11 protein-coding genes are annotated in these 12576 nt (G+C 68.2%); 7 read left to right on the forward strand and 4 right to left on the reverse strand.

All coding sequences use genetic code 11. The features are described from left to right. Positions 1–73: 73 nt before the first annotated feature. From GR168_RS21580 to GR168_RS21600, 5 genes are all read left to right on the forward strand, one after another. Entirely contained in the window at positions 74–1750 is a 1677-nt protein-coding gene (locus GR168_RS21580) for an FAD-binding dehydrogenase (RefSeq protein ID WP_058253786.1), read from the forward strand. A 98-nt stretch (positions 1751–1848) separates the two neighbouring features. Continuing rightward, complete coding sequence (locus GR168_RS21585) at positions 1849–2853, forward strand: Dyp-type peroxidase (protein WP_159371646.1); 1005 nt, start codon at positions 1849–1851, stop codon at positions 2851–2853. Positions 2854–2888: 35 nt separating this feature from the next. Further along, positions 2889–3698 (forward strand): family 1 encapsulin nanocompartment shell protein, encoded by an 810-nt coding sequence (locus GR168_RS21590; protein ID WP_058253785.1) that lies wholly within the window; start codon positions 2889–2891, stop codon positions 3696–3698. A gap of 171 nt (positions 3699–3869) precedes the next feature. Continuing rightward, entirely contained in the window at positions 3870–5603 is a 1734-nt protein-coding gene (locus GR168_RS21595) for an ABC transporter ATP-binding protein (protein WP_159371647.1), read from the forward strand. After that, positions 5600–7519, forward strand: coding sequence for an ABC transporter ATP-binding protein (locus GR168_RS21600; protein WP_078112596.1), 1920 nt, complete (start codon positions 5600–5602; stop codon positions 7517–7519). Before GR168_RS21595 ends, GR168_RS21600 begins: the two co-directional genes overlap by 4 nt. Positions 7520–7886: 367 nt before the next feature. On the opposite strand, the gene GR168_RS21605 is transcribed toward GR168_RS21600, so the two are convergent. Continuing rightward, a complete protein-coding gene (locus GR168_RS21605) occupies positions 7887–8459 on the reverse strand; it encodes a YdeI/OmpD-associated family protein (RefSeq protein ID WP_159371648.1) in 573 nt (190 codons plus the stop codon). Positions 8460–8504: 45 nt separating this feature from the next. Between GR168_RS21605 and GR168_RS21610 the strand changes: the two genes are divergently transcribed. Continuing rightward, the gene (locus GR168_RS21610) at positions 8505–9203 is read left to right on the forward strand and encodes a hypothetical protein (protein WP_159371649.1); all 699 of its coding nucleotides are present in this window, start codon (positions 8505–8507) and stop codon (positions 9201–9203) included. Between the two features lie 14 nt (positions 9204–9217). Here GR168_RS21610 and GR168_RS21615 read toward each other — a convergent pair whose 3' ends face one another. The 3 genes from GR168_RS21615 to rnhA form a co-directional block, all read right to left on the reverse strand. Beyond that, a complete protein-coding gene (locus GR168_RS21615; RefSeq protein WP_058252777.1) occupies positions 9218–10009 on the reverse strand; it encodes an SDR family oxidoreductase in 792 nt (263 codons plus the stop codon). Between the two features lie 77 nt (positions 10010–10086). Next, a complete protein-coding gene (locus tag GR168_RS21620) occupies positions 10087–10998 on the reverse strand; it encodes a D-isomer specific 2-hydroxyacid dehydrogenase family protein (RefSeq protein WP_159371650.1) in 912 nt (303 codons plus the stop codon). Further along, positions 10995–11489, reverse strand: a complete 495-nt coding sequence (rnhA, locus tag GR168_RS21625; RefSeq protein ID WP_058252779.1) for a ribonuclease HI — start codon at positions 11487–11489, stop codon at positions 10995–10997. The genes GR168_RS21620 and rnhA overlap by 4 nt, the downstream gene beginning before the upstream one ends. A 59-nt stretch (positions 11490–11548) precedes the next feature. On the opposite strand from rnhA, the gene GR168_RS21630 reads away from it, so the two are divergent. Beyond that, positions 11549–12316, forward strand: coding sequence for a methyltransferase domain-containing protein (locus GR168_RS21630; RefSeq protein ID WP_058252780.1), 768 nt, complete (start codon positions 11549–11551; stop codon positions 12314–12316). Positions 12317–12576: the final 260 nt, after the last annotated feature.

Consider the following 12576-nt stretch of genomic DNA (forward strand, 5'->3'; position numbering starts at 1 on the left):
CGGGGCTAATCTCGTCTGCGAATGCACATGTCCCGGGACCGGCCCGGTCATTTTGGCGGTGTGAGGAGATGCGGTGGCGGAGCACGGGGCCGACGCGGTGGTCGTCGGTGCGGGACTGGCGGGTCTCGTGGCGACATACGAACTCACCAAGGCCGGACGCCGCGTCGTCGTGGTCGACCAGGAGAATCGCAACAACCTTGGCGCGCAGGCATTCTGGTCGCTGGGCGGGTTGTTCATGGTGGACACGCCGGAGCAGCGTCGGCTGGGCATCAAAGACTCCGCGGATCTCGCCCTGCAGGACTGGATGGGGTCGGCCGGTTTCGACCGTGACGACGAGGACTACTGGCCGCGTCAGTGGGCCCGCGCCTACGTGGACTTCGCCGCCACCGAGAAACGGCAGTACCTCCACGACCTCGGGTTGCGCATCACCCCGATCGTCGGGTGGGCCGAACGCGGCGGCGGGTTCGCCGACGGCCACGGCAACTCCGTGCCCCGCTTCCACCTCACCTGGGGAACCGGACCCGAGGTCGTGCGGGTCTTCGCCGAGCCGGTCCTGGAGGCGGAGAAGCGCGGGCTCGTCGAGTTCCGGTTCCGGCACCGCGTCGACGAGCTCATCGTCGACGACGACGGCGCCGCCGTCGGCGTGCGGGGTGTCACGCTCGCCCCGACCGACGCCGAACGCGGCCAGGCGTCGAACCGGGATGTGGTGGGCGACTTCGAGATCCGTGCCGGGTCGGTCATCGTCACCTCGGGCGGCATCGGCCACAATCACGACCTGATCCGCAAGAACTGGCCCGTCGAGCGTCTCGGCCCCGCGCCGGAGACGATGATCTCGGGCGTCCCGGCGCACGTCGACGGCCGGATGCTGGAGATCAGCGAGACCGCCGGCGCGAACATCGTCAACCGTGACCGGATGTGGCATTACACCGAGGGCATCCACAACTGGGACCCGATCTGGCCCGACCACGCGATCCGCATCATCCCCGGCCCGTCCTCGCTGTGGCTCGACGCCAACGGCAACCGCCTCGCACCGCCGAACTTCCCCGGCTTCGACACCATCTCGACGATGAAGGCGATCCTGGCGGCCGGTCACGACTACTCGTGGTTCGTCCTCACCCAGACGATCGTGGAGAAGGAGTTCATGCTGTCGGGTTCGGAGCAGAACCCCGACATCACCGCGAAGGACGTCAAGCTGGCCGCGAAGAGCCGGCTGGCGAAGGGCGCCGCGGGACCGGTCGACGCCTTCGTGCGCAACGGCGTCGACTTCGTGGTCGCCGACAACCTCCCGGAACTGGTCGCCGGGATGAACAAGATCGCCCGCGGCCCCGAACTCGACCTCGCACACCTCGAACGCATCATCTCCGCACGCGACGCCGAGATCGGCAACAAGTTCTCCAAGGACGCGCAGCTGATGGCGATCACCAATGCCCGACAGTTCGTCGGCGACAAGATCGTTCGGGTCGCCAAGCCGCATCGACTGCTCGATCCCGAACACGGCCCGCTGATCGCGGTCCGGCTCAACATCCTGACCCGCAAGACCCTGGGCGGGCTCGAGACCAATCTCGACTCCCAGGTCCTGCGGCCGGACGGCACCGCCTTCGACGGCCTGTTCGCCGCCGGCGAGGTCGCGGGCTTCGGCGGCGGTGGCGTCCACGGGTACAACGCACTCGAGGGGACGTTCCTCGGCGGATGCATCTTCTCCGGCCGCGCCGCCGGCCGGGCGGTGGCGCGGGCCACAACGCGCCGCTGACCCGTCACCGGTCAGCGTCGAAAAGGGTTGCCTGCCCTATACATTCGCGGCACGATCTGCTGCCCCACGGTTGGTACGCATGGGCTAGTGTGTTCAGCGTGCCGGTGCCCCAGACGATCCTGACGCGGAAGACGAAGTCGGCGATCTTCCTCGTCTTCACCATCAACGACGGCGGTGAAGACGCGGTTCGCGCTGCGCTGGAAGACATCCCCGGCCTGAACAACGCGGTGTCCTCGCGGGCTCCCGAGGCGGCACTGGCCGGGATCGTGTCGATCGGCTCCGCGGCGTGGGACCGCCTGTTCACCGGCCCTCGACCCCGCTCGTTGCGGCCGTTCGTCCCCTACGAGGGCGAGGTCCACACCGCCCCGGCGACGCCCGCCGATCTGCTCGTGCACATCAAGTCCGACGACATGGGCCTGTGCTATGAACTCGGCGCCAAGATCACCGAAGCATTCGGGGACGCGGTCACCGTCGTCGACGAAGTGCACGGGTTCCGCTACTTCGACCTGCGCGACCTCATCGGCTTCGTCGACGGCACCGAGAACCCGATCGGACAGGCGGCGATCGACGCGATCACGGTCGGCGGGGAGGACCCGGACTTCGAGGGCGGCAGCTACGTCGCCATCCAACGCTACGTACACGACCTGTCGTCGTGGAACGACCTGAGCACCGAGGAGCAGGAAGCCGCGATCGGGCGCACCAAGCTCGACAACGTCGAGATGGCCGACGACGTGAAGCCCCCGAACTCCCACATCGCGCTGAACGTCGTCGAGGACGAGAACGGCGAGGAGATCGACGTCGTGCGGGACAACATGCCGTACGGCGACGTCTCGGGTGCCGGTGTCAACGGGACGTTCTACATCGCCTACTCGGCAGCGCCCGACGTCACCGAGGAGATGCTGCGCAAGATGTTCATCGGCGACCCACCCGGCACATACGACCGCCTCCTCGACTTCACCACCGCGGTCACCGGGTCGCAGTTCTTCACGCCGACCCTCGACTTCCTCGAAGACCTGCCACCCGCGCCCGACGCCGCCCCCACGGCTTCCCCCGCCCCGACGACACGTTCCGACGGCTCGCTCGGCATCGGTTCACTGCACTGACGACACCCTTCCGACCACCGCACCAGGAGGACACCATGAACAACCTGCATCGCGAACTCGCACCGATCTCCGACGCGGCCTGGGCGGAGATCGAAGAGGAGGCGACCCGCTCGTTCAAGCGCAACGTCGCGGGCCGTCGCCTCGTCGACGTGACCGGGCCGCTCGGCTCCGACACCGCATCGGTGACGCTCGGACATCGCACCAAGATCGACTCACCGTCGCAGGGGATCACTGCCTTCCAACGGCGCACCCAGTCGCTGGTGGAACTCAAGGTCCCGTTCACGGTGTCCCGCGAGGCCATCGACGACGTCGACCGCGGCGCCAAGGACTCCGACTGGGACCCGGTCGTGGAGGCCGCGCGCGAACTCGCGCTCGCCGAGGACCGGGCGATCTTCGAGGGTTACGCCGCAGCGTCGATCACCGGTATCCGCGCCGAGGCCGCCGCCACCCCGATCCCGCTGCCCGCCGACGTGCGCGACTACCCGGAGGCGGTCAGCCAGGCGCTGAGCACACTGCGTCTGGCGTCGGTCGACGGTCCGTACGCGGTGGCCCTCTCGGCCGAGGCCTACACCCAGGTCAACGAGACGTCGAACCACGGCTACCCGATCCTCGAACACATCCAGCGTCTGTTCACCGGCGACATCGTGTGGGCGCCCGCGATCAGCGGCGCGTTCGTGATGAGCACCCGCGGCGGCGACTTCGAACTGACCATCGGCCAGGACGTGTCGATCGGCTACGACTCACACGACGCCGACGTGGTGAACCTGTACTTCCAGGAGTCGTTCACCTTCCTCACCCACACCGCCGAGGCAGCCGTCGCGCTGACCGAGCCGCCGACCGTCTGAGCAGCCGCCCGCGGTCCCCGCCTGCGCGGATTACCGGTGGGCAGATACTCGGCGGCGTCCGTTGCGAGCGGCAACTAGTCTGGCGCAGGTGATCGCAGTGAACTCCGGCCGGCTCTCGCTCCCGGCGCCTACCGTTGCCTTCGGCCCGCTCGCTTCGCTCCCGGCGCCTAGATGCTGACCCGACTCGTCCGCACCTACCTCTCCCGGTACCGCATCAACGTCGCGCTCGTCATCGTGCTGCAACTGCTGGCGACCATCGCGATGCTGTACCTGCCGAGCCTCAACGCCGACATCATCGACAACGGCGTCGCCCGCGGGGACACCGGTTACATCCTGCGCATCGGCGGCTGGATGTTACTGGTGAGCGTCGCCCAGATCATCGTGACGGTGACCGCGCAGTACTTCGGCGCGCGCGCCGCCCTCGGGGTCGGGCGCGACATCCGGGGCGACCTCCTGCATCGGGTGAACTCGTTCTCCGCACGCGAGGTCGGCACGTTCGGCGCGCCGTCACTGATCACCCGCACCACCAACGACGTCCAGCAGGTGCAGCTACTCATCGTGATGAGCAGCGCGATCCTGGTGATGGCGCCGATCATGTGTATCGGCGGGATCGTCATGGGCGTCCGGGAGGCGCCGGCCCTGTCCTGGGTCATCGCCATCGCGGTGCCCATCCTCGGGGTGTCGATGGGGGCCATCATCGCGAAGATGATCCCCGGCTTCCGCGCGATGCAGGAACGGATCGACAACGTCAACCGCGTCCTGCGCGAGCAGATCACCGGCATCCGGGTTGTGCGGGCGTTCGTGCGAGAAGACTACGAACGCAAGCGTTTCGCTGTCGCCAACGACCACCTCGCCGACGCGACCCTGCACGTCGGCCGGTTGATGGCCCTGATGTTCCCGGTCGTCATGGTGATCACCAACGTCACCATCGTCGCGGTGATCTGGTTCGGGGGGCACGCGGTCTCCGACGGTTCGCTGGAGATCGGCGCACTGACCGCGGTGATGAGCTACGTGATGCAGATCCTGATGTCGGTGATGATGGCGTCGTTCCTGGCGATGATGGCCCCGCGCGCGGCGGTCTGCGCTGAACGCATCTCCGAGGTCCTCGCCACCGACACCTCGGTCCATCCGCCGACTGAACCGGTCGGTTTCGCCACCCACCCCGGTACGGTGGAGTTCGATGCCGCCGAGTTCCGCTATCCCGGCGCCGACGACCCGGTGTTGAGCGGCATCGACTTCCGCGTCGAGCCGGGCACCACGACCGCGATCGTCGGCTCGACGGGGTCGGGCAAGACCACCCTCGTCGGGCTGGTGCCGCGGCTGATCGACACGACCTCCGGCACGGTCCGGGTCGGCGGTACCGACGTCAAGCGGCTCGATCCCGACGAGCTCCGGTCGGTCGTCGGTCTGGTGCCCCAGCGGCCGTACCTGTTCTCGGGAACCATCCGCTCGAACCTGCTGCACGGTAAGGCCGACGCCACTGACGACGAGATCTGGGAGGCGCTGCGCATCGCGCAGGCGGAGGACTTCGTGTCCGCGATGCCCGACGGTCTGGACACCAAGGTGTCCCAGGGCGGGACGACCGTCTCCGGCGGGCAGCGGCAGCGCCTGGCGATCGCACGCGCCCTCATCCGGCGGCCCGCGATCTACCTCTTCGACGACTCGTTCTCCGCGCTCGACCTGACCACCGATGCGCGGCTGCGCGCCGCACTGCGCCCCGCCACCCGCGACGCCGCGGTCATCGTCGTGGCGCAACGCATCTCGACCATCGTCGACGCCGAGCAGATCGTCGTGCTCGATCGCGGCCGGGTCGTCGGGCTCGGTACCCACGACGACCTGCGGCAGTCGTGCCCGACCTACGCCGAGATCGTCGAATCGCAGATGGCGATGGAGGAGCGCTCATGACCCGGCCCGGAGGCCCGCCGATGGCGGCCGGACCCGAATCCAAGCCTCGCTCGTTCTGGCCGTCGGTCAAACGCGTTGTCGCACAGCTCGCGTCGTACCGACTGCTGATGACGGTCACCCTCGCGTCGCTGGTCGGCTCGGTCGTGCTGATCGCGATCGCGCCCCGCGTGCTGGGTTACGCCACTGACCTCGTCTTCGACGGCGTGATCGGCCGCACCCTGCCCGAGGGGCTCACCAAGGAACAGGCGGTGGCCGGGCTCCGCGAGAGCGGAGACGACACGTTCGCCGACATGGTCTCGTCGATGGACGTGACCCCCGGCGTCGGAGTGGATTTCGGCGCCGTCGGTCGCGTGCTGTTGATCACCCTCGTGCTGTATGTGGTGTCCTCGGCGCTCGCCTGGCTCGCCGGGTACCTGCTGAACATCGTCGTCGTCGGCACCATCCGCCGGCTCCGCGACGACGTCGAGGCCAAGGTGCATCGCCTGCCGCTGCGCTACTACGACACGATGCCGCGCGGCGAGCTGTTGAGCCGGGTGACCAACGATCTCGACAACCTGTCGCAGAGCATGCAGCAGACCATCTCCCAGTTCGCGAACTCGGTGCTGACGGTGATCGCGCTGCTGATCATGATGATCTGGATCTCGCCGCTGCTGGCGCTCATCGCGGTGGCCACGGTGCCGCTGGCGATCATCGCGACCGGCATCATCGCGAAGCGTTCGAAGCCGCACTTCTCGGCCCAGTGGTCGTCGACGGGCGCGCTCAATGCTCAGGTCGAGGAGGCCTTCACCGGGCATGAGCTGGTGACCGCCTTCGGCCGTCAGCGCGAGATCGAGGCGACCTTCGACGAGCGCAACGAGAAACTGTACGAGTCGAGTTGGCGCGCACAGTTCATCTCCGGCGTCATCATGCCGACAATCATGTTCCTGGGGAACCTGAACTACGTGGCGGTCGCGGTCGTCGGTGGTCTGCGCGTGGCGTCGGGCTCGCTGAGTCTCGGTGAGGTGCAGGCGTTCATCCAGTACTCGCGCCAGTTCACGCAGCCGCTGACGCAGATCGGTTCGATGATCAACCTGATGCAGAGCGGTGTCGCCTCCGCCGAGCGGATCTTCGACATCCTGGACGCCGACGAGCAGTCGCCCGACGCCGCGAATCCGAAGACGCCCGCCGAGGACAAGGGACTCATCGAGTTCGACGACGTCTCCTTCCGCTACGTCGAGGACAAGCCGCTGATCGAGAATCTCAGCCTGGTGGCGCGCCCCGGGCACATGGTCGCGATCGTCGGCCCGACCGGCGCGGGCAAGACCACCCTGGTCAACCTGATCATGCGGTTCTACGACGTCGATTCCGGCGTCATCCGGGTCGACGGCGTCGACTCGACGGACATGACGCGCGACGACCTGCGCGAGCGCACCGGTATGGTGCTGCAGGACTCGTGGCTGTTCGGCGGCACGATCTACGACAACATCGCCTACGGCGATCCCACCGCCTCGCGAGAGGAGGTGCTCGACGCCGCCCGGATGAGTCACGTCCACCACTTCGTGCGCACCCTCCCCGACGGCTACGACACCGTGCTCGACGACGAGGGCGGTGGCGTGAGTGCCGGTGAGCGGCAGCTCATCACGATCGCGCGGGCCTTCCTCGCCCGGCCCACGATCCTCATCCTCGACGAGGCGACGAGCTCGGTCGACACCCGCACCGAGCTGCTCATCCAGAAGGCGATGGCCAATCTGCGGTCGGATCGCACGAGTTTCGTCATCGCCCACCGGCTCTCCACGGTGCGCGACGCCGACGTCATCGTCGTCATGGAAGACGGGCACATCGTCGAGCAGGGCAACCACGACGAACTGCTCGCGGCCCGCGGCGCCTACTGCCGGCTGTACGAAAGCCAGTTCACCGGGGCCATCGAGGCGGGCTGAGACCCTTCGTGACGCTCGCAAGCTCGCTCCTCAGGGAGCACAAGAAGGCTCGCTTCGCTCGCACCTCAGGGAGCAGGAAAAGCGCGTCCCCACCCCGCTCCCTGATCGGAAAGCGCCACACACCCATTGGTCCCTGAGGTGCGAGGAGCGATAGCGACGAGCCACGAAGGGCCTGGTAAGGCACCTTGCGAGCCCCTTCGTGGCTCGCTTCGCTCGCACCTCAGGGAGCACAAGAAGGCTCGCTTCGCTCGCACCTCAGGGAGCACAAGTAGGCTCGCTTCGCTCGCACCTCAGGAAGCAAGAAGAGCGCGTCCCACCCCGCTCCCTGAGGAGCGCCCGGAGCTTGCGGAGGGCGCGTCACGAAGGGTCACGCCGGCCGCTCGTTGCGCGCCGCCCGTTCGACGATGGTGGCGATGCGTTTGGTCTTGGTCTCCGGTCGTTCCGCCATCGCCAGTTGCGACAGCCCGAACTTGCGCGCGCTGGGCGGGAACGCGTCCCAGTTGGCCCGCGCGACGGGATCGGCGTCGAGGGCGGCGGCGAGTTCGGGCGACTCGATGAGCGCCTCGGCGTCGTCGAACAGCGTCCACAGGCCGCGGGCCTGAGCGTCGTCGATGACGGCCTGGCCGGCGGGCTGGATGCGGCCGGCGGCCGCGAGGTCGGCGACCCGCGCCTTGTTCGACGCCGACCATCCGCTGTTGCGACCGCGCCGGGTGAACCACATGCCGCGGCGGTCGTTGTCGATCACACGGGTGTGACCGTCGATCCACCCCCAGCACAGCGCTTCGCGCACGCACTCGTCGTAGTCGAGCGGTTCCCGGCCCGAACCCTTGCGCCAGAACACAAGCCACACCCCCGGCGAGGCCTCATGGTTGTCGCGCAACCACTCTCGCCAGGCCTCGACGGTGTCGAGGCTGAGCTTCGGCGCGTCCGGGTCGGCCATGTGCTCACCCTAATGACCTCGGCCTTCTCTCGGTACAGTTGAGCCGTGAACGAGATCGTCGACTTCGCCGAGAGCTACTGGTGGCTGATCTTCCCGGTCGGCGCGGTCGTCGGCGGGTGGGCCGGTTCGATCGGCAAGTACAACGAGAAGCGACGCAAGGACAAGATCGAGCTCGCCCGGATCAAGGCGAACGCCCAGATCGAGCAGCTGAAGCTCACGACGACCTCGGCCGACCAGTTGCGCCGGGTCCGCAAGCAGCACAACGCGCTCAACGAGAAGTGGTTCGCCTACGAACTCGATCTCGCGACTCTGATCGAGTTCCCGCTGATGACCGACATGCGCGAACCGTTGACGCTGGCCTTCCACCGGGCCCGGGTCCGCGCGGATGATCTACGGTCCGAATCGGATTCCGCCGCCGCCGGCACGGCCGAGGCCTCCATGTCCGCAGCCGACTTCGCCGAGTACCGCGATGCGGTCGGCGACTACGCCGCCGCCTTCGACGCCGCCGAGCGAGAGGCGCGGCGTCGCAAGCAGACCGGGTTCTCCCCCATCGAACGCGAGGCGCTCGACCGGGCGCGCAAACTCATCAACGTCGCCGCCGACACCGGCGCCACGCCGGCCGAGAGGCAGGCCGCCTACAAGAAGGTCCGCGCCGAGCTAGACGGCATCATCGACGTTCCCCGGGTGGCGGCCGCACATCTCGAACAGCAGATCGCCGGCGCGCTGGAGCGCGGCTCGGACTGAACGTTCCGGGTCGATCAGAGGTCCGGGATCGGGAGATCCAGGTTGGGCGCGATGATCCCGCCGTCGACCTCGAGGATCTTGCCGGTGACGTACGCACCGGCGGGCGACGCCAGGTAGAGCGCCGCCGCGGCGATGTCCTCCGGATCACCGAGGCGGTGCAACGGCGTGGAGGTCTCGACCTCGGTGCGCATCCCTTCGTCGCCGGCGACGATCTCCAACGCCGAGGTCAGGATGGCACCCGGCGCGATGCCGTTGACCCTGATCTTCGGGTTCAGATCCATCGCCGCGATGCGGGTGTAGTGCGCGAGAGCGGCTTTCGCGGTGCCGTAGGCGGCATAGGCGCGTCCGGGCACGCGGCCGACCGCGGAGGTGATGTTGATGATCGACCCCTGGCCCGTGGTCGCGAGGATCTGCTTGGCGCCGGCGACGACCAGCGCGTGCGCGTTGCCGACGTTGAAGTCGAAGGCGTCCCGCAGGTGCTTGGGACTGGTGTCGAACAACGGCCGCGGCATCGCACCGCCGACGTTGTTGACCACGGTGTCGAGGCGACCGAACTCGTCGACCGCAGTCTGGGCGAGTGCCGCCGCGGCGTCGGGATCGGCGAGATCCACGGCGACGGCGTGCGCCCGTCGGCCCGCGGCACGGATGCGGTCGGCGACCTGCGCGAGGTCGGACTCACTGCGGGCCGCGATCACCACGTCGCCGCCCGCCTCGGCGAAGGCGACCGCGATCGCCGCCCCGAGTCCCCGGCTCGCGCCGGTCACGATGGCCACCTGGTCGTCTATCCGGAATCTGTCGAGAATCACCCGTCGACCATGCCACGGCGAGACGCGAAACGAGAACGTGTTCTAGAAACTGGGGGGAACCCCGAGGTCACACCGTCTCAGTAGTCGCGGTTCGTGGTCACCACGGACAGGAGTTCCTCATCCGCGACGAATCGGCGCAGGTTCTCGGCGACCCACGGCGCGAGCTCACGCGTCAGCCCCGACGCCGGGTTGGCGACGTGCGGGGTGATGATCACGTTCGGAAGGGACCAGAGCGGATGGTCGTCGGCGGGCGGTTCCGGATCGGTCACGTCGAGCGCCGCCCCCGCGATCTGCCCGTCGACCAGCGCGCGGTGCAGCGCCTCCTCGTCGACGAGGGGCCCGCGCGCGACGTTCACCACCCACGCGTGCGTGGGTAGCGCGGCGAGGCTCTCGGCGTTGATCATGTGCCGCGTCTCCGGCGTCGACGGCGCGGCCAGCACGACGTGGTCGAAGGTCCCCCACAGCTGATCCAACTCATCCGACCGTCGGACCTCGTGCGCGCCGGGCACCTCGCGCCCGGACCGGTTCACTGCGACGACGCGAGCGCCACATGCCCGAAGACGCGGAGCGAGGGAGGCGCCGATCCCGCCGGCTCCGACGATGGCGACCGTGGAACCGTGCAGCGACCGGACCGCGGTGTCGATCCGCTCCTTGTCCCAGTGGCGCAGGACGGCGGTGTTGATCTGCCGGAGCCCGGCGAGGAGCAGAGCCAGTGCGTGTTCGGCGACGTTCTCCGCATAGAAGCCGGACGCATTGGTCCAGATCCGACGGTCGTCGAGGACGTCGGCGGCCACGAAATCCTCGATCCCCGCGGTCTTGAGCGCCACCCATTCGACGGCGTCCGGCAGCTCCGGGAACTCCCCGGGCGGCCCGATCCACACCAGCACCCGGGCTTCGTCGAGACCGACGATCCGGCCGCCCGCACCTTCGATCGCGGCGACCAGGTGCTCGTCGCGGACGGGTTCGACGGCCACCGCCACCGGCGTCATCGGGCCACCGATCGGGCCGCGGTGGTCGCGAGTTCGTCAGCGATCTCGTTGAAGTGATCGCCGGCATGCCCTTTGACCCAGCGCCACTCCACCTGGTGTCGCTTCTCCTCCTCGACCAGACGACGCCAGAGATCGGCGTTCTTGACCGGCTTGCGATCCTTGGTCTTCCAGCCGTTGGCCTGCCAGCCGTTGACCCACTTCATGATGCCGTTGCGCACGTAGGTCGAATCGGTGTAGATGATGACGGTCGACGGCCTGGTCAGTGCCGCCAGACCCTCGATGGCGGCCGTGAGCTCCATCTTGTTGTTCGTCGTGTCCGGCTCGGACCCGGAGATCCGCTTCTCGGTGCCCTTGTAGCGGAGCACCGCGCCCCAGCCACCCGGGCCCGGGTTGCCCAGGCAGGCACCGTCGGTCGAGATCTCGACGACGGCCGAGCCGGCCGCCGGGTCTGCAGAGGTGCCATCGGTTGCCTGGTTCGCGGAAGCTGTCACGCAGGGAAGCCTACGGCAGCCGCGACCCCCGATCGCAGGCTCACGGTTAGGGTGGAGTCATGGTTGTGTGGGACCCGACACGCTATCTGCAGTTCGCTGACGTCCGTGCGCGTCCGTTTCTCGACCTCATCGCACAGATCCCGACCGACCCGCTGTCGGTGATCGACCTGGGTTGCGGACCGGGTCATCTCACCAAGCACCTTCGGGCACGCTGGCCGTCGGCGGAGATCCTGGGCATCGACGATTCGGCGGAGATGGTCGATCGCGCGATCCGCGACAACACCGATCCGCATGCCAACTACGACGCCGCCGACGTCTCGCAGTGGACGCCTCACCGGCCGGTCGACCTGATGATCTCCAACGCGATGTTTCAGTGGGTACCCGACCACCTCGACGTCATCGACCGACTGCTCGGCCACCTCACCGACGGAGGCGCGTTCGCGCTGCAGGTGCCCAACAACACGGACTCCCCCACCCACTCTGTCCTCGCCGATCTCGCCGCGACCGAGCCGTATCTGGGAGCTTTCGGCGACCTGCGGGCACTGCCCCGACTCGACGCCGAGATGTACCTCGAGTTCTTCGCCGGCCGCGGTTACCACGCCGACGCCTGGGAGACGACCTACTTCCACGTGCTCGACGGCCAGGACCCGGTGTTCGACTGGATGTCCGGCACCGGCGCCCGCCCGTACATGCAAGCGCTGTCCGACGAACTCCGGGTGCAGTTCGTCGCCGATCTCAAGCAACGCCTCGCCGAGGCCTATCCCCGACGCGAATGGGGCACGGTCCTACCCTTCCGCCGCACGTTCGCGGTGGCCACCCGCCGCTGATCCGCTGGGCGCCGCGATCCAAGAGAAGCAACTCCCCCACTGCTCCCTGAGGAGCGCCCGGAGCTTGCGGAGGGCGCGTCAACCCCCCTGCTCCCTGAGGAGCGCCCGGAGCTTGCGGAGGGCGCGTCACCCCCCCTGCTCCCTGAGGAGCGCCCGGAGCTTGCGGAGGGCGCGTCACCCCCCCTGCTCCCTGAGCCTGGATCCGTGGATGGGTGCGGGGTGTCGATAACGTGAAAATGCCCTCTGAGCTGGAATGATTG

Source organism: Gordonia sp. JH63 (assembly GCF_009856645.1).
GTDB lineage: Bacteria > Actinomycetota > Actinomycetes > Mycobacteriales > Mycobacteriaceae > Gordonia > Gordonia hongkongensis.

Excerpts from the sequence above, each read along its gene's own strand:
- GR168_RS21590 (WP_058253785.1), top strand. The coding sequence starts at position 2,889 with ATGAACAACCTGCATCGCGAACTCGCACCGATCTCCGACGCGGCCTGG.
- GR168_RS21595 (WP_159371647.1), top strand. The coding sequence starts at position 3,870 with ATGCTGACCCGACTCGTCCGCACCTACCTCTCCCGGTACCGCATCAAC.
- GR168_RS21600 (WP_078112596.1), top strand. The coding sequence starts at position 5,600 with ATGACCCGGCCCGGAGGCCCGCCGATGGCGGCCGGACCCGAATCCAAG.
- GR168_RS21605 (WP_159371648.1), bottom strand. The coding sequence starts at position 8,459 with ATGGCCGACCCGGACGCGCCGAAGCTCAGCCTCGACACCGTCGAGGCC.
- GR168_RS21620 (WP_159371650.1), bottom strand. The coding sequence starts at position 10,998 with ATGACGCCGGTGGCGGTGGCCGTCGAACCCGTCCGCGACGAGCACCTG.
- GR168_RS21630 (WP_058252780.1), top strand. The coding sequence starts at position 11,549 with ATGGTTGTGTGGGACCCGACACGCTATCTGCAGTTCGCTGACGTCCGT.